Genomic DNA, 17,146 nt, shown 5'->3' with positions numbered 1-17,146 from the left:
TTGCCAATATTGAAATAATTATGATATTCGCCTATAGTATCTCTCAACAACACCGCACAGCGAGGACAGCAATGACGGCACTTGAGAAACTGCTATTTGGTCGGGCAAGCTTTGGCGAGCGGGAAGAATTACAAGAATTTCGCTACCGTTTTCTGTGTGTGGTGTTGATTTCGGGCGCAATTTGTACCGCCTTATTTATTTTGGGAGAACAATCCAAAGTCAACCCGATGTCGGCAGACCATGTTCGCTCGATGGGTTATTTCACTTTTAGCGCAACGCTGTTGTGGTGGCTGTTGCGTGGGCATAAAGAGCGATTTTTTTGGGTTGCCTGTGTATACGAGATTGTTTGCTTATTGGAATATACCTCGGCGCTGATATTTGTCTCGGAAGATGAGCTACGGGTGTTGTGGTTTTTGGTCAATATCCCGGGTGTATATATTTTACTTGGTCGGCGAGCAGGCGCGCTGGTCACAGCAGTAACAGTAGTGGGGTTGGCATTGGGTAATCGCCATCTTGACGCCCCCTATTCACCGAATGCAATGGCAACGTTGCTTATCAGTATTCTCTATCTTGCGGTGTTTTTTCATGTCTACGTCAACCGCGCTATTTCTTATTTTGTGCGGATGCAACAATCGAATCATCAACTGCGCCACATGGCCAGCCACGACACGCTGACCGGCGTGCTTAATGCACGTGCTTATTATGCAAGCTGTGATGCGGCCATTGCTGCTGCCAAACAACATCACACTGACTATGCGGTGTTATTTGTTGACCTCGATCATTTTAAATCGATTAACGACAATTACGGTCATGCGGCAGGAGACATTGTTTTAAAAACAGTGGCGAAAGCGCTTAACGATCACATTCGCTCACAAGATATGTTGGGACGAATAGGGGGTGAGGAATTTTCTATTTTCTTACCTAACACCTCACTGTATGACGCGCTGTTGTTGGCTGAAAGCCTGCGGCAAACGGTTGAACAGCTTATGCCCATGATTGATAACACCCAACGACTGCGAATTACCGCCAGTATTGGCGTCGCCCGCAATCAATATGATGATCAGTCAATGTTTGAGATCCAACAACATGCTGATCAAGCAATGTATGTTGCCAAGTCCCAAGGACGTAATCGGGTGTCTTGTTTTGAAGAACAATCTGTATTTGCTGAATCAGCTTAGCACTACCAGTGGCTAAACCCCGCTGGCAACGGCTTTTAGCGGAAAATTGAGAATAACAAACTCAACTCACGACATGGCCAGCAACTGCAAAAAACTGCAATGGAAAGCAATTATTTTAGTGAGTACAAAAATGGCCCCTACGGAAATGATATAACTGGTGATCAGCATCAGAGGCTGTGGGGATGAGATATCTACAAGTGATACAAATCCGATCCAGATTTCAAGCACACGTTTGATGCGAGGATTTTACACAATGCAATTGTCTTCTCCTCTTTTTTCAGTTATGGAAAATCTTCCAGACTCCTCATCTCGAAAAAGAGATCACGTCTATCTGATTATCGACAGATGGGATGATTGGGCTAAGTACAGAACTCAATTCTCGGTACATGTAATTGACGGTGCCGGAAAAGACCACTTCCCTGGCTCAGTAAAAATTGGTGAAAAGGGGTTGCAACCCCGAGGCAGGGGCGAAGTATTGGAAATAGGATTCAGAGCACCAACTCTTCCCACTGAGTTTGACAATCTCGACAAGCAACATTTCTCGATAGGCCAAAGTGAAAACTACTACGAGACGCTAAACGAGCTTGATGAAGATTTCAGGATTGCAATCCTGAAGGGACTGCGAGACTGTGCCTACGATTTGGCCATCTTCGAGGAGAACATTTCGGAAGACGTTATGTCGGAATCGCTCCTTAGAGATGTTCAGCAGCGTAATGTCCGAAATCGCTATCACCGACTAGCTCAGGGGGATGCTGTATTGACCCGCTTTGAGTTCAGCTTCACATTCCCCGTAAGCGAAAGGGGAGAAAAGCCACCCACTTTAACCTTCAAGGTAAAGCCTCACACGGAGCCTCCCACAAATGTTCATGTGCTGATTGGGCGGAATGGTGTCGGAAAGACGCGATGCATTCAACACTTAATCCGGTCTGTTTTACGCGGCACGCAGGCCGATGCACAGAGCGGGCTGCTGGAGCGTCTAGGAGATAACGCCAATGATTGGGAATTCGCTGGCGTAGTTTCCGTTTCGTTCAGCGCATTCGATGATTTTGATATCCCGCCGGCGATTGATTCGGGAATGCGTGCCTCCCAGGTTGGCTTGCGACATAAAATCGAAGAAGGTAGAGGAGAAATTTTTCAGGTAAAGACACCTGAAATGCTGGCCGAGGATTTTGTGCAAAGCCTTAGCGTATGCAGAAGCGGACCACGAGCAAAGCGTTGGCTTCAATCTCTAGCGACACTTGAAGCCGATCCATTATTTGAAGATGCTGGTGTTGGAGAGTTGCTTCAGCTCGATGAAGCCACTTGGCGCGATGCCGCCAAGTGGCTATTCAGGAGGCTAAGCTCAGGGCACGCAATCGTTCTACTGACAATTACTCGCTTGGTAGAGCTCGTTGACGAGCGGACGCTAGTGATTTTGGATGAGCCGGAAGGGCATCTTCATCCCCCTCTCCTTGCTGCATTCATTCGAGCGGTAGCTGACTTACTGGGTAAGCGCAACGGGGTTGCGATTGTGGCTACCCACTCCCCGGTCGTTCTGCAAGAAGTTCCGATGTCCTGCGTCTGGAAACTGCGTCGTTCTGGTGTGGTGTCTGTAGCCGAACGGCCAACGCTTGAGACATTTGGTGAGAATGTCGGAGTATTGACCAGCGAGGTCTTTGGTTTAGAGGTCACGCGCTCAGGTTTCCACAGCCTGCTGGAGAAGGCCGTGGAGACGGGGTTAGGCTATGAAGAAGTGCTTGATCATTTCGGTGATCAACTAGGGTCGGAGGCAAGAGCGATTACACGCGGTCTGATTGCCGCAAGCAGTAGGGGGAAGCAAGATGCTGGAAATTGAGTGTCCCGAATACTCCGCTTCTGCTGTCTTTAAAGAATGCATCCCTGTAAAAAGAGATAAAAATCTCAAGACAAGACTTGAGGGAATTACAGCAGACATAGTCGCAGCGGAAAGCACCTACGAAGCAAAAGCTAAGTCACTTGCTTTCTATGAAATCAAGACCGAACAAGGTGTAGCAAAATCCGTAACAACTTCGGAAATGGAGGACCTGTACGTCACCGTTTTCGCCAGAAAATCCTCCCCAGTTCGAAAGAAATACTATGATAAGTTGATGCTGACTCCGAGAAACGGCACTTGTCCAATGTGTGGCCAACGCGATGTATCAACACTGGATCATTACTTACCGAAAGCCAAAAATCCAAGCCTTGCAGTAACTCCAATTAATCTGGTTCCTGTCTGCCACGAATGCAACCATACAAAAAGCGAATACCACCCAGCGGCTGCTGATCAGCAGTTTATTCACCCGTACTACGACGAATTGCCAGCTGACACCTGGTTGGTCGCCGATTTGGATCAAACTAGACCTCCCGCGCTCAGATTTCGCGTTTCGCCGCCAAACGACTGTGATAAAACGCTGGCTAAGCGTCTTGTTTGGCACTTTGAAGAACTTGATTTAGCGAAACTCTATGCCTCGCAAGCAGGAAAAACACTCGCTGGCATTGCTGAAAAACTGAAAGCGGCAGGTGATCGTGGTGGTAAAGATGAGGTTCGATTTATTCTAAGCGAGGATGCGCGCTCATGGAGCAAAGCCAACCTGAACGGTTGGCAAGCGGCAATGTACAGAGCGCTAGCTGGTTCTGATTGGTTTTGTGAGGAAGGATACCGTTATTTAAGCTAAAATTTGATAGGCTAGGTTACATAAGCGAAATAATGTTCGTCATATCACGGCAGTTGCCAATCAGCCACTACAAACAACAAAAAACCCAGTAGGCACAAGGCTTTTACTGGGTTTATTTGGCAATGCTAGGCACTGCTTTTAGTGTCTGTGGTGCCGATAATAGGAGTCGAACCTACGACCTTCGCATTACGAATGCGCTGCTCTACCAACTGAGCTATATCGGCACATCAAAACTTTACAATTGGTCGGGGTGAGTGGATTCGAACCACCGGCCTCTACGTCCCGAACGTAGCGCTCTACCAGGCTAAGCTACACCCCGTAGTCAAAACTGCGCACTTTGCATGGCAAAGAAGAGGGGATGAATAATAGACAAAATTACCGCGCATAGCAAGATTCCGAATGGCGGTACAATCTACCATCTTGCCCCATTCCCCAAGGTTTTTTGAATATGTTAATGCTGATTTCCCCCGCCAAAACCCTCGACCTCGACACTCCCTACCAACTGCCCCACCACACCGATCCTGAACTACTGCCACAAGCGGCAGAGCTGGTTGCAGTGTTAAGACAAAAAACTCCTGCTGAATTAGCCGAACTCATGCAAATCAGCGACAAATTAGCCTATCTGAATTTCACTCGCTACCACGATTGGCAAATTCCCCAGCCACAAGACACCCGTGCCGCGCTGTATACCTTTATGGGTGATGTGTATGAAGGTCTGGATGCGGCCAGTTTAGATAGCGCGGGACAGCTATTTGCCCAACGCCACTTGCGTATTTTATCGGGCTTATATGGCGTATTGCGTCCATTTGACCGTATGCAAGCCTATCGCTTAGAAATGGGCACACGCTTACTCAATCCACGCGGAAAAAACTTGTATCAATTTTGGGGTGAGCGCATCAGTACCACCTTGCACCACACCCTAACCGAAATGGGCTCACAACAACTGATTAACCTTGCCTCTGAGGAATACTTCAAATCAGTGACGGCTAACCCTGCTTTTCATATCATCACACCAGTATTCGAAGAACAAAAAAATGGCGGCTATAGAGTCATTGCCATCCATGCAAAACGGGCGCGGGGGCTGATGGTGCGCTTTGCTATTGACCATCGTATTCAAAACCCCGAACAGCTAAAACAATTTGACCGTGAAGGCTATCGGTTTACCGCAGAAGCATCTGATACCCACCGCTGGGTGTTTCGTCGCTAACGTATACCTTACCCAGCAGACGAATCTCATTTATTGCTTCATCATTCGTGCGAAAATGGTGTGAGTTTCTAGGAGAATGCGATGTCTTATGCCCCTGCTGTCAGCCGTGCCCTTGGCCATAGTCACTACTTACGACGCTTATTCGATTCTGCCCCTGATGTTGCACAAGATATTCTGCGCCATCACGACCAGCCTTTTACCCAAGAGGCCATGTTGGCGCGTTTACAAGACATCCCCGCCCATGACGAGGACGCCTTAAAGCGTGCTTTGCGTAAATTGCGGCAGGCGGTCATGGCGCGGTTGATTGTGCGTGATGTGGGTGGTTTGACCGATACCGATGAAGTATTAACCACGATTAGCTTGTTAGCCGACGTCACTGTCGATACGGCCCACCGCCATATCGAAGCCACACTATTAGCACAATATGGCCAGCCCATCGGCAACGAAAGCCAGACGCCACAATCTATGATTGTGGTGGGTATGGGTAAATTGGGTGGGTATGAATTGAACGTCAGTTCAGATATTGACCTGATTTTTCTCTATCCAGAAAACGGCGAAACCAACGGATCACGCAGTCTCTCGAACCAAGAATTTTTCACTCGTTTAGGTAAGCGTTTGATCGCAGCCATTGCTGAACCAACCGGTGATGGTTTTGTGTTCCGTGTCGATATGCGACTACGCCCTTATGGTGATTCAGGGCCGTTGGTGATGAATTTCAATGCTTTTGAAAATTATCTGCTGACCCAAGGACGAGAATGGGAACGGTATGCTTGGATCAAAGGCCGGATTATCAGTGGTGAAGATCAGGGGCTATCCGATATCGTGCGACCTTTTGTGTATCGCAAATACCTTGATTACAACGCCTATGGCGCCATGCGTGATTTATATGCCCAAATCCAACGCGAAGTGGCGCGGCGTGATATGGCCGACAATATCAAATTGGGGCCCGGTGGGATTCGTGAAATCGAGTTTATTGCCCAAGTGTTTCAGTTAATTCGCGGTGGCCGTGAACCACGCTTACAAACACGCTCAACCCGTACCGCATTACAAGAACTGGCTAATCTGAAATTATTAGAAGCCGATACGGTAGATGAGTTGCAACAGTCCTACCGTTTTCTGCGTGATTTAGAACATCGCTTACAGTATTTAGACGATCAGCAAACGCAAACCTTGCCCACCCAAACTGAGATGCAGCTCAAAATTGCAGAAAGCATGGATTATCCTGGGTGGGATGGTTTTATTGCTTCGCTAAATCGTTTGCGCAATCAGGTGCATCGCCATTTTGAACAAGTCTTTGTTTTACCCTCTGATGACCACAGCTCGCATCCTCTCACCAGCTTATGGCAAGATGCCAGCGGCGAACCCAACGATGAACAAGAAAACCGCTTAGCTATTTTAGGCTATCATCATGCCCGTGAAACTGCCCGCCATCTGGCGACGCTGGCCAATAGCCAACGCTATCGCCAGCTTCCTGACACCAATCGCAAGCGTTTTGATGGTTTGATTCCGTCTTTAATTGAAGTCGCAGCAGGGTTTGCTAATCCCGATGAAACTTTAGTGCGTATTTTAAGTTTGATGGAAACCATCAGCCGACGTGGGCCATATTTGGCTTTGTTGAATGAATATCCACAAACGCTGCGCCGGTTGGCCACACTTTACTCTGCCAGCCCGTGGGTATCGAACTATCTCAACCGCCACCCAATTTTGCTTGATGAATTGCTTGATGCGCGTGTGCTATACGCCGAACCCAACTGGGCACAACTCGCCACTGAACTCGACGAAAAATTAACAGCCTGCGGTAAAGATGTTGAAGCAAAAATGGACACACTGCGCCATTTCCAACATGCCCAACAATTTCGTTTAGTGGCGCAGGATTTAGCGGGAATGTGGCCATTAGAGGCGCTGTCTGACCAAATTTCGCTGTTAGCTGATACCGTATTGGCAGCAACGCTAAAACACGCGTGGTTAGATATTTCAAAACGCCATATCGAGGTACCGAAATTTACTATTGTTGGTTACGGTAAATTGGGGGGTAAGGAATTAGGCTATGTATCTGATTTAGACATTATTTTTCTGTATGACGACCCCCACCCCGACGCAGCAGATTTGTATGCACGATTAGCGCGTAAACTGTCTACTTGGCTCACGGCCACCACCCCAGCTGGGGTGTTATACGATATTGATTTGCGGCTACGTCCAGATGGTGCCTCTGGTTTGCTGGTCAGTACGGTGGAAGCTTTCCGCAATTATCAGCAGAAAAAAGCGTGGTTATGGGAACACCAAGCGCTTACCCGTGCCCGCTTTGTGGCAGGGGATGTACCTATTGGCGATCAGTTTGAAAAAATTCGCTTTGAGGTCCTCGCGGCCCCACGCAATCGCGAAGTGCTCCGACAAGAGGTGTTGGGGATGCGGGAAAAAATGCGTGATAGCCACCCTGCTGTCGATCATGACATCAAACATGCCCACGGTGGCATCATCGATCTTGAATTCTTGGTGCAATATCTGGTGCTGGCGCACTCGCACTACTTCCCCGAACTGACAGGCAATATTGGCAATATTGCACTATTGGGATTGGCGGCGAATGCCGATTTAATCGACCGTGAATTGGCCGAAGCAGGACAAGCAGCGTATCGGCACTATCGCCGCTTACAACATGCCAAACGCCTGAATGAAGCGCCAAAGGTCGAGGTCGATCAGACTTTACGTCAACACTATACCGCTGTTCAAAAACTCTGGGATGCCGTGTTTGCGGGATAAAAATAGTTAACGGGCGCGGCAATGCGCCCGTTTTTTATCAGAATGACTGATTTTGACTTGATAAAAAATAAAAGCCCCACAATTCTGTGGGGCTTTCTTGAATTCTGGCTCCTCGACCTGGGCTCGAACCAGGGACCTACGGATTAACAGTCCGTTTTAGCCCCTATATTTATCAAAGAGATACGCGACATTACCTTTGATAAACAGCAGGTTAGATTACCGCACCTTACCGCAGAATCCTGCTATTTGCTGCACCCATTGCAGCAAAATTGCAGCATCGCAAGTGTCAATTTTAACCTGTCACACACCTCTAAGGCATAAAATATTCATGCTCAGGGACACGATCTGCTCAGGTCCTGGATCACATATCCAAAAACCAATCGATATCGACACTTTGAAGTCATGTATGCAAAAAATTCTCATCATTGTCCACGCGCCTCCAGACGTATCCCTACCAAAGCGATGTGAGTTGAATGCGCCCTGAGGATCTTGAACTACTGCTTTCCCGCGTCATGCCTTTCGGCAAACACAAGGGAACAATCATTGCCGAACTACCTTAACTGGTTCGCCCGCGAGGGGTTTCCAGAGGGGGAGATCGGTCGCCTGCTCGCTTTGATGCAGGAGATTGACCATAACGGGCTTAAAGACATCTTGTCGCCGCTCAGGTGTCAGGAATCAAGCGTCCCGTATATAACAACGGTGTGCGATAGGCAGTAGTTCGGCCAGTGCTGCCGTTGCCGGATCAGTCCTTGTCGGGCGGCAGTCTGGCGGTAAGCTGACCCTCATCGGCAATCGGACTCGAAGGTCAGCTTCCTATCCCGGCGAACTCACACATTCGACCCGAAGCGGGAGTATCGATTTCCAGTCTCTATGACAGGTATGCGGAGTTTGCAGTCATTGGCAGCCGATTGATTCGTAGCCTAGTTTGGACAGGGATCAGCTACGACTAAAGTGATATTGCATAACTTGGGGGGGGGACTAGACTCGAGTCGACCCAAATAATTCCGAAACCGTGCCATACAAAATCATCCCAGAAAAACATGGACTGCTCATCAAATGGTGGGGAGATGCCACGGCTTCTGAGCTTATACACATGCAGGAACGGGGACATGCCCACCCCGATTTTGACATCTTGCACTACTCGATTCATGACTTCAGTGACTGCGGTCGCTTTGCTTGTAACGAAAGCGAAATCGAATATTCGGCAGCAATTGATGGGGCCGCCTCTGCAACGAACAACAAGATTAAGGTTGCTGTGTGCGGTGGCAATCCAGATGTGTTAGAGGTAGTCAATGCGTATATGAGCAACGGACTTAGCCCATTTCCTGTACGAGTATTTTCCTCCATAGAGGATGCTAGGAAATGGGTAACGCAGACCTACTGACGAAACTGTCTGATGGGTGTCCTTTGGCGCGGCGAACCACTCTGCTAATTGTAGAGAGCCTGCTCCACATCCCCATTTTCTGACTGGCTGTAATCAGTCTCGAAAGCACTCATTCCATGATGCCAGAAAGCGGCCGCACGGATAATGTGCTCGTACGACCGCAAGGTGCCGGCTAGATTTCAGTCTGCTCCGAAATCTCCAGCGCATCGTCCACCTCGATGCCGAGGTAGCGCACGGTGCTCTCCAGCTTGGAATGACCAAGTAGCAACTGAACGGCCCGCAGATTCTTCGTACGCTTGTAGATCAGCGTTGCCTTGGTTCTCCGCATGGAATGCGTCCCATAGACCGATGAGTCCAGACCGGCCAATTCGGCCCAGTGATGCACGATCCGTGCATACTGCCGTGTCGAGACGTGTGGCGACTTTGCTACCCTGCTCGGGAACAGAAACTGATCTCCGCGCAAACGTGACTTCTCAAGCCAGGCCGACACTGCCGCCCTCGTCGGCTCCGTCAGTTCGAACTGCACTGGCCGCTGTGTTTTCCTCTGGGTCACCATGGCGCGAGATAGCACCTGGTTTCCGTGGGTGATATCGCGGACCCGCAGGCTGACGAGATCACAGCCCCGCAGCTTGCTGTCGATGGCCAGGTTGAACATGGCGAGGTCGCGGACCGCATGAGCATTCTGGAGGTGGATGCGGATAGCCCAAATGTCCTTCGGCTTGAGGGGTGGCTTCTGACCGACGAGCTTTCCCTTGTTCCAGGCTTCGCGTTTGTTGATGGTTTCCATCTTTGACTCCTTAGTTGTTGATCGGAGTCATAGTTTCCGGCCTGTGCGCAAGTGACTGGTATGGGGTAAGATTTCGCATTCGTGCTGTCGGCCATGAGCGGCCTGTCGGGGTAGCCATCCAATTCGGATGGCAAACGCTGCGTCTGCCCCCGTTCAATGGCAGCTTTCTGGCCAGCTAGTTGCCTACGTCACTGAGCCAACCCGGCCAGAAGCGGAAGTTGTCGACCTCGCCTAGAAAGGTCGGTTATGGTTCCTGAGCAGTAAATTTGTGACCCGCAATGGTATAGGTATAACCAAGGTCCCATGAGTTTAGTTCTAGGCCTGTATTTACCGGCATTTTGGCGGTGTGTATCACTCCCAACTGACTCTGTTTTGAGATAGGCTGTCGGCATGTTTCTAGTGTGTTGACCTGTTGACCTAAACTGGGCATTGCCAAATCTGCCTATAAAAAAGACCAAAAATGGAAATCAAAATCCTTAAAAAGACCGGCGTGCCAAAGGCCGAGGTTGAGGCTCACCAACAAATCCAAAAAGATTTCAGTGGTTCGGACTTCAGTCGTAAGTGGAAGGGTTATGCCTCATTTGCTATTGCTCGAGGCGGACGAGGAGCGGGGGATGATGACTTCGACCTAGTGCTTGTCACGCATGCCCATATCGTCGTCGTTGAACTAAAGAATTGGCATGGCAATTTACTCGAATCGGATGGGCAACAGTGGTACTTGGATGGCGAGTGTCGAGGAACATCGCCAGTAGCCAAGGCCAATCTGAATGCAAAGAAGCTTGCTGGCTTGATGCAACAGAAGATTGGTCGGGACAAGACGCCATTCATCAGCTCGTATGTGGTGATGCATGGGGACGTCAAAACGATGAAGTTGACGCCCGACGAAGAGCGCTCGGTCCTGACAATGACCGAGTTCCTGACCTTCCGATACCAGACGTGCTACAAAAACTATTTGTGGGGCAAGGTTCTTTTCAACCCGCTGGACTACCTTGTGAAGTACGACGCGTTTTTCGAAGGGCCGTCGTTCAAACCCAGAGACTACATTGTCGATGGCTTCCGTCCTGAGCCCAATCCAATCTTCGAACATCCCAGGAAGCTGTACAACGAGTTCCGGGCAGCGGCAAAGGACGACCAAACTACGTTGGCGCTGCTGCGCCAATGGGATTTCACTGCAATCGGCCTGGAGCTCATTGGAGAGAAAGACCGGTCATTCATAGGGCTTCGTGAGCAACGAGTCTACGAATATGTGGCGGACCGCAATGAAGAGCTGTCGTTAAGCCTTTTGCGGCCTGTGGCGCGTAAGAGTCCGAACGACGTCACCTTGGACTTTTCAGAATTGTTCTTCCTGCCAAGCAAGGTTACACGCTTGGCGGAGTTCACTCACAGCGTTCTACCGAAGCTGTCAGCAGAGGAACGGCTGACCCTGACGAAGGCGCTCCTTTCCAAGTTTGCTGAGCTACATGACCTTCGTGTGGCCCATCGGGATGTTGGCGACCACAGCATCTGGTTCGACCGGCCAGCCAAGGTGGTCCTGTCCGGTTTCCCGGCCGCCTACTATCCCGAAATGAAGACGGTGGGTGCCTTCCGCGACAAGGTGAAGGTCGAACAGTCGACATTGCCTGAGGATGCACAGGAGGTGCCGGCCGCAACGCCGTATCGCCGCGATGTCTTCATGCTGGGGGCGTTGGTACATCTAATCCTGTTTGGTGAGAAACCGCCAAAGGTCGGTGGCGTCTATGAATGGGCGTCGCGCGCAGAGGACCCGTTCGACGGCGTGTTAGAGGAGTTCATCAAGCGCGCTCTTAGCAAGGAGCCGGGCGAAAGGTTTGAGAATGCACGTCAGATGCTCGAGGCGTTCAATGCCGCTACAGCTCGCAAGCAGGAAAATATCATCGACCTGAAGGCTTTCGATGCCTTCAAAGCAGCGACCCGCGAAAGTGACTACCAAGCAGACCGAGTAACGCTGACTGATACCGATGATGCTCTTTTCTTCAAGTCAGATGAAGCTGACGGGGCTAAGCTCGTAAAGGTCTGGTTCGGGGTAAAGCCCGATACAAAGAAGCCAGACCAAGCGGTCCGTTTGCTGTCCTTCCTTGAGCGCGCTCGAGTTATCAAAGGCTGCGGCATCCCTGGGCTGCCAAAGGTGTTTGATTTTGGACTGTCCCGCGGAAGCCTATTGCTCGCGTTGGAGTGGGTTGAGGGGCTGACCTTGTCGGACTGGCTGGATAAAGGCCCGTCTTTCGAGGACCGCCTGTCAGTGTCTCGTTCCATGCTGGATACGCTTGAGCGTATTCATGCGCTTGAGTTCGCGCATGGTGACTTGCACCCGCAAAACGTCATCGTAAAGGTTGACGGAACGGTGGTGTTGATTGACGTCCTGGACTTCCACCTCGAGGCGGATGACCACTATACAACTGCTTACCTCCCGGACAACTACAAATCGCTGACCCCGTTTGAGCGGGACCGGTATAGCGTCGCTGCGGTGTTGACCGAGCTTCTGGGTTGCTCGAGGGAAAACCCGACTGCAGGCGAATATCCGATACCACGGGTTTATGAGGAGATTGCCAATCTCCTAGAGCAAAGAACCCTGTCTACCTTAGACCCTTTGTCTAGGGCTGTTGCGGCTGCCGGGCAAAGTGACCTCGAAGAAATCCCTGAGATTGATGTCTTTGTTCAAAAGCTTTCCTACTCGGGTATGGCGCCAGGGGAGATGCGTGCTGATAACCGCGCGTTTCACGTCGAGGCTAGGGAGGATAAGAAATACAAAGGCTGCATGCGTTTTTGGGTTACCGGTATCGGCAAGCAATTGTCCTTTTCTTGGAATGTTGCTGAAGAGACTGCCGAGTTCGTTCGTGCCACCTCTATCTCCCAAAGCCAGTTGTTGCGCTCACAGACGTTGGGTGATGCTCAAGTTCGCGTCCGAATCAACCTCGTTGACTCCTCTGTCTCAGATGCCCGGGAACTAGCGCTGGTCCTGCTGCAAGACGAGCGAATTAAGAGAAAAGTCCCAGTACAAGCTCCTCCTGCGGTAACGGAGACGGCTGCTGCACCTATTGATACGGTGCATGAAGGGGAAGAGTCTACGGAGGAGCAGACCTCTGCTGAGATTGGCGTTCCAGTACCAGAGCTTTGGAAGGCACTACTGGATGCGGAGGAGGATGCCTTTACGACAGTCACTGTCGCAGGCGAAGAGCGGAACAATCCTTCGCACGATGGCCAGATATTGATTCCATACCATGCAGACAACGGCGTTATTGACTATGAGAGGTCTGATACCGTCATCGTTGAGAGTCAGACGAATGATGGGGTTTGGAAACAATGTGGTCAGCTCAATCTTAAAGAGACGACGTTCGGGGAATTGGCTGAACTGGCAATTGATAAGCCGTTCCTGAAAGCCAATTTCAAGATTGGCAGCAAGCTGCGGCTCATTAGCAACCTGGAAAAGGGGTCGTTTACTCGGAGACGGTTTGCCGTCGACCGGATTCTTGGAGACAAAGCTGTCGTCCCAGGGCTAATTGATTACTTTGAGCGGGAGCAAACCGCTGGGCTCCAACCCAATGAATATGCCCAGCCCTCCGATGAGGACCTTGAAGCGTATTCTGAAGGCGATAAAAAGCTCAATCCCAGCCAAAAGGAGGCCTTCCGAAAGGTCCTGGCAAACGGGCCGATTAGTTTGCTGCAGGGGCCTCCGGGAACCGGCAAGACCTGGTTTATCGCTTCATTGCTGCATTACTTGATGACCAAAGAGAGCGCTCGTCGAATCCTCTTGGTCAGCCAGGCTCATGAAGCTGTGAACAACGCCTTGGAGAAGGGGTTAGAGCTATGCAGGAGCAAGGGCATTGAATTCAATGCAGTTCGGTTGGGCAGCGAGTCTGCGGTCTCTGACTCAATTCGGCACTTGCACGCTACGTCGATTGAGCAGGCGTACCGCGAGCGATTCAAAGCTGAGCAGAAGGAGCGGATTGTTGGCCTTGCGTCCGCACTGGGATTGCCTCGTGACTTCGCCGGCGAGTTCGTGGACCTCTACCTTCGGCTGGGCATGCTGAGCGAACGCATCGCTAAGCTTGAGGAAAGGAAGGCATCTGAGGGCGAGCAGGTAGGTCAAGGTCTGGTCGCACGCATCAGAGCACTTGTCGAGACGTTCTACGACATCGCTTCTGATGTCTACGACGTCGGAGCCGACCTCTCTCCAATGGAAACAGTGTCGCTGCTTCAGCGAAGACTTGTTCAACAGCATGAAGTCCGGTCAAAGGATGCAGTTGAGCGCTTGACTCGGTTAATACACCTGTCCGACGAGTGGCTCAGTGCCCTCGGGTCGCCGGATGCTAACTTCGCGGAGTTTCTTGCCAAGTCCAGGACGGTGGTGGCCGGAACCTTGGTCGGCATTGGGTACCGTGGAGCAGGCGTTGTCCAGAATATCTTTGATTGGGTAATTATTGATGAGGCGGGCCGGGCGGCACCAAGCGAACTGGCTGTTGCTATGCAGGCTGGGCACCGCATTCTCCTGGTAGGCGACCATCGTCAGCTACCACCAACCTTCTCCGAGGAAGTGAAAGATTCAATCTGTCAGCGCTTCTCGGTAGGAGAGGATTCGTCGCTGTTTAGCAGCGACTTTGAGCGCATCTTCGACTCTGAATACGGCGGAAAGGTAGGCACAACCCTGTTGAGCCAATACCGCATGGCACCTGACATTGGTGACGTGGTTTCTACCTGCTTCTATAACGGAAAGCTGGAAACCGGACGTGGCGTACCGCCGAAGTATTACGAACTACTGCCAGACCATTTTTCCAACCAGGTCACTTGGATTGACACGTCCCCGCTGGGAGAACGTGGATTCGAGCAGGTTTCAGAAGGTGGTGAGGACAAGTGGAACATGGCCGAAGCTCGCGTCGTTATGAACCTGCTTCGCCAGATTATTGAGTCCGATGACTTCATGGCGACCCTGAAGAAAGACCTGCAACCACAGGAACCGCCTATCGGCATTATTTGCATGTACGGGAAGCAACGCCAAATCATCGACCAATTGAAGGCGGAAGCCACGTGGTTGGGCGAGGCCCGTCGCCTGGTCAAGGTCGATACCGTCGACAGCTACCAAGGCAAGGAAAACCGAATCATCATTCTCTCAACTGTCCGCAATAACCCTCAGCATGCACCAGGCTTCCTGAATAGTCCGAATCGCGTAAACGTGGCTATGTCGCGTGCAATGGAACGCTTGTTTATCGTCGGCGCCACCAAGATGTGGACAGGCAGGAACCTCAATCTGCCACTGGGTAGGGCATTGACCAAAATTCGGTCGTTGGCCGAAACCGGCCGTGCCAGCATTTTGTCCGCGAAGCAGTTTCAGGGGAATTAAATGACCATTCCATCAGAATTTAATCGTATTACCTTTGGTCTTCCCATCGAGACCTTTCGGGTCGAAGCCTACATTGCCCTTGATGAGCGGTTGCCGGTCGTCACGGAGTTCGTTCTTAGGCTTCTGCGCATCTGTGGCTGGGTCTCAATGCCAGCCCTTCGTGACTACTTCGGTTTTACGGATAGCGAGGCTTTGGCTGTCGTGGAGTCTCTGTCTCGGCAAGGACTCATTGAGCTAATCGAGGACGACATCCAACTCAGCCTTTTTGCCATTGAGCGCTTTGAAGAGGCTGGTGGTGACTATCCCCGATTCAACAAGGTGGAGCTGAAAAAGGACACGGTTACCTTCGACCTGATTTCGTTTACTCCACTTCGGTCGGTGAGCGGTGAGTTAGCCACAGACAACATCATCAAGCTAAATGCAGCAGACGATGCTCTGGGAGAGAGTAGAGACAGAGCGCGTCTCGCTTACCGGCAGCGTTACCCTGAAATTGCTGCGATGCGGGACGACCTTCGAGATAAGTCCTTCGGTGTCCATTCTGTCGAGGACATCGAGAGTAAGAAGCGAAGCTACCTTCCGGTACCAGTGTCGTTTGCCATTGACCAGGAGGGCCAAGTAGAACGGAAGATTGATGAGGCTTTTGAGCGGGTGGCGCCGCCAGAGCTATTTCAGTTCGTTAATGAAGAGGTCACAGCTGCAATCCCCAAGACAATTTCGCCCGGTGCCCCTGGCTTGGAAGAGTTCATTGAGGCCTTCGACCTGAAGCTAATGGGGCAATATTTGACAGGCAAGAAGTTCGACTTGGCGGGCTACCTAGCAGATGTCCACGTTACCCGGAATGCCAAGTACCCGAAGGGGATGGATTCGGTCTTTGGGAACCTGTATCTCCACGACAACGTAGAACGTATTGTTGCCCGTGTCCGCGACAGGCGTGAGGGAAAGCGTCGGCATGGAAAATTGCTGATGCCCATGGCTTGGCTGGCACCAGAGTATGAACTGTGGGGACGGGGCGACTCATTCTCGAAAGCAGTCGCGCAGTTCTCGAATGTTCTGAAGACCGGCGGGACCTCTGATTCGCTGTTTCTGTTTGCCAACGCGGAGCAAGGACAAGAGAACGAGGTCACCGCGAGATTCCGTGACCCCCAGCTCAATGAGCTCCATTTCTCCAGGCCGGCCTTAAAGGAGGGACCGCTGATGGCCGGGCGGGTGGAATTGCTGCTGTATCCGACCGCGTTCATGGTTGGTGTCTACCACCTGTCCTTGCCAGGAAGTAATGGCCTTTGGGTTCCTATCGGGTTTATCTCCTCTGTACCAAAGCATCTGGACACCGCACACAAGCTCCTTCACGGAGTGATGGCGAGACGCAGGTATGGAGGGCGAGCTAGGTTCTCGCAGAAGGATGACCGAGCAAAAGCCCTAACTTTTGAAGATGGTTGTAAGTTCCTTCAATACAGCGGCCTAAATCACCAGGGCGCGGTAGAGGACGAAGAATAAGCTTCAGGTGAAGGGGCTGTTGAGGGCGCTATCCTCCATCGGTGAAGCAGCGCCTAGGCGAGACGCGTTTTCATATGACATTAGGTCGAAAGAGCCAGTTCAATTCTTGTCGCCACCTTGAGCATCAAGGTCTGTAGCCGAAGCAGAGCAGCCTGTCCAATGATGACTTTGACGGAGGGTTGAAGGGCAGCAATTGGCCGAATGCACGAATACAGCATGATGCCAGAAAGCGGCCGCACGGATAATGTGCTCGTACGACCGCAAGGTGCCGGCTAGATTTCAGTCTGCTCCGAAATCTCCAGCGCATCGTCCAC

At 51.1% G+C, this 17,146-nt stretch carries 9 protein-coding genes, 3 tRNA genes and 1 pseudogene; 9 read left to right on the top strand and 4 right to left on the bottom strand.

Annotated elements, in window-relative coordinates; genetic code table 11:
- Positions 1 to 71 precede the first annotated feature (71 nt).
- From ACTBZS_RS08615 to ACTBZS_RS08605, 3 genes are all read left to right on the top strand, one after another.
- Positions 72 to 1,178: a GGDEF domain-containing protein gene (locus ACTBZS_RS08615; RefSeq protein WP_463043850.1), complete on the top strand. Its 1,107-nt coding sequence runs from the start codon at positions 72 to 74 to the stop codon at positions 1,176 to 1,178.
- Between the two features lie 253 nt (positions 1,179 to 1,431).
- Complete coding sequence (locus ACTBZS_RS08610) at positions 1,432 to 3,012, top strand: AAA family ATPase (protein WP_463043849.1); 1,581 nt, start codon at positions 1,432 to 1,434, stop codon at positions 3,010 to 3,012.
- Positions 2,999 to 3,850 carry an HNH endonuclease gene (locus tag ACTBZS_RS08605; RefSeq protein ID WP_463043848.1) on the top strand — a complete coding sequence of 284 codons (852 nt, stop codon included), beginning with the start codon at positions 2,999 to 3,001 and terminating at the stop codon, positions 3,848 to 3,850. The genes ACTBZS_RS08610 and ACTBZS_RS08605 overlap by 14 nt, the downstream gene beginning before the upstream one ends.
- A gap of 148 nt (positions 3,851 to 3,998) precedes the next feature.
- Here the strand turns inward: ACTBZS_RS08605 and ACTBZS_RS08600 are convergent.
- Both ACTBZS_RS08600 and ACTBZS_RS08595 read right to left on the bottom strand, forming a co-directional pair.
- Positions 3,999 to 4,074 (bottom strand) — tRNA-Thr (locus tag ACTBZS_RS08600).
- Positions 4,075 to 4,092: 18 nt separating this feature from the next.
- Positions 4,093 to 4,169 (bottom strand) — tRNA-Pro (locus tag ACTBZS_RS08595).
- Positions 4,170 to 4,298: 129 nt separating this feature from the next.
- Here ACTBZS_RS08595 and yaaA point away from each other — a divergent pair.
- Positions 4,299 to 5,057 carry a peroxide stress protein YaaA gene (gene yaaA / locus ACTBZS_RS08590; RefSeq protein WP_463043847.1) on the top strand — a complete coding sequence of 253 codons (759 nt, stop codon included), beginning with the start codon at positions 4,299 to 4,301 and terminating at the stop codon, positions 5,055 to 5,057.
- A gap of 81 nt (positions 5,058 to 5,138) precedes the next feature.
- Positions 5,139 to 7,814, top strand: a complete 2,676-nt coding sequence (gene glnE, locus ACTBZS_RS08585; RefSeq protein WP_463043846.1) for a bifunctional [glutamate--ammonia ligase]-adenylyl-L-tyrosine phosphorylase/[glutamate--ammonia-ligase] adenylyltransferase — start codon at positions 5,139 to 5,141, stop codon at positions 7,812 to 7,814.
- Positions 7,815 to 7,919: 105 nt separating this feature from the next.
- On the opposite strand, the gene ACTBZS_RS08580 is transcribed toward glnE, so the two are convergent.
- Positions 7,920 to 7,993: transfer RNA gene (locus ACTBZS_RS08580), tRNA-OTHER, on the bottom strand.
- A gap of 294 nt (positions 7,994 to 8,287) precedes the next feature.
- On the opposite strand from ACTBZS_RS08580, the pseudogene ACTBZS_RS08575 reads away from it, so the two are divergent.
- A pseudogene (locus ACTBZS_RS08575) lies at positions 8,288 to 8,531 on the top strand (DUF3820 family protein).
- 295 nt (positions 8,532 to 8,826) lie between these two features.
- Positions 8,827 to 9,198 carry a hypothetical protein gene (locus ACTBZS_RS08570; RefSeq protein ID WP_463043845.1) on the top strand — a complete coding sequence of 124 codons (372 nt, stop codon included), beginning with the start codon at positions 8,827 to 8,829 and terminating at the stop codon, positions 9,196 to 9,198.
- Positions 9,199 to 9,370: 172 nt separating this feature from the next.
- On the opposite strand, the gene ACTBZS_RS08565 is transcribed toward ACTBZS_RS08570, so the two are convergent.
- On the bottom strand, positions 9,371 to 9,985 hold the full coding sequence (locus tag ACTBZS_RS08565) for a tyrosine-type recombinase/integrase (RefSeq protein WP_463043844.1): 615 nt from the start codon (positions 9,983 to 9,985) through the stop codon (positions 9,371 to 9,373).
- Between the two features lie 460 nt (positions 9,986 to 10,445).
- Here ACTBZS_RS08565 and ACTBZS_RS08560 point away from each other — a divergent pair, with 460 nt between their 5' ends.
- On the top strand, positions 10,446 to 15,338 hold the full coding sequence (locus ACTBZS_RS08560; RefSeq protein WP_463043843.1) for an AAA domain-containing protein: 4,893 nt from the start codon (positions 10,446 to 10,448) through the stop codon (positions 15,336 to 15,338).
- Entirely contained in the window at positions 15,339 to 16,832 is a 1,494-nt protein-coding gene (locus ACTBZS_RS08555; RefSeq protein WP_463043842.1) for a hypothetical protein, read from the top strand.
- Positions 16,833 to 17,146: the final 314 nt, after the last annotated feature.

The sequence above is a fragment of the Aquaspirillum sp. genome, from assembly GCF_055136605.1.
The sequence above is the reverse complement of the archived record's forward strand: the minus strand, read 5'-3'. Positions and strand labels throughout refer to the sequence as shown.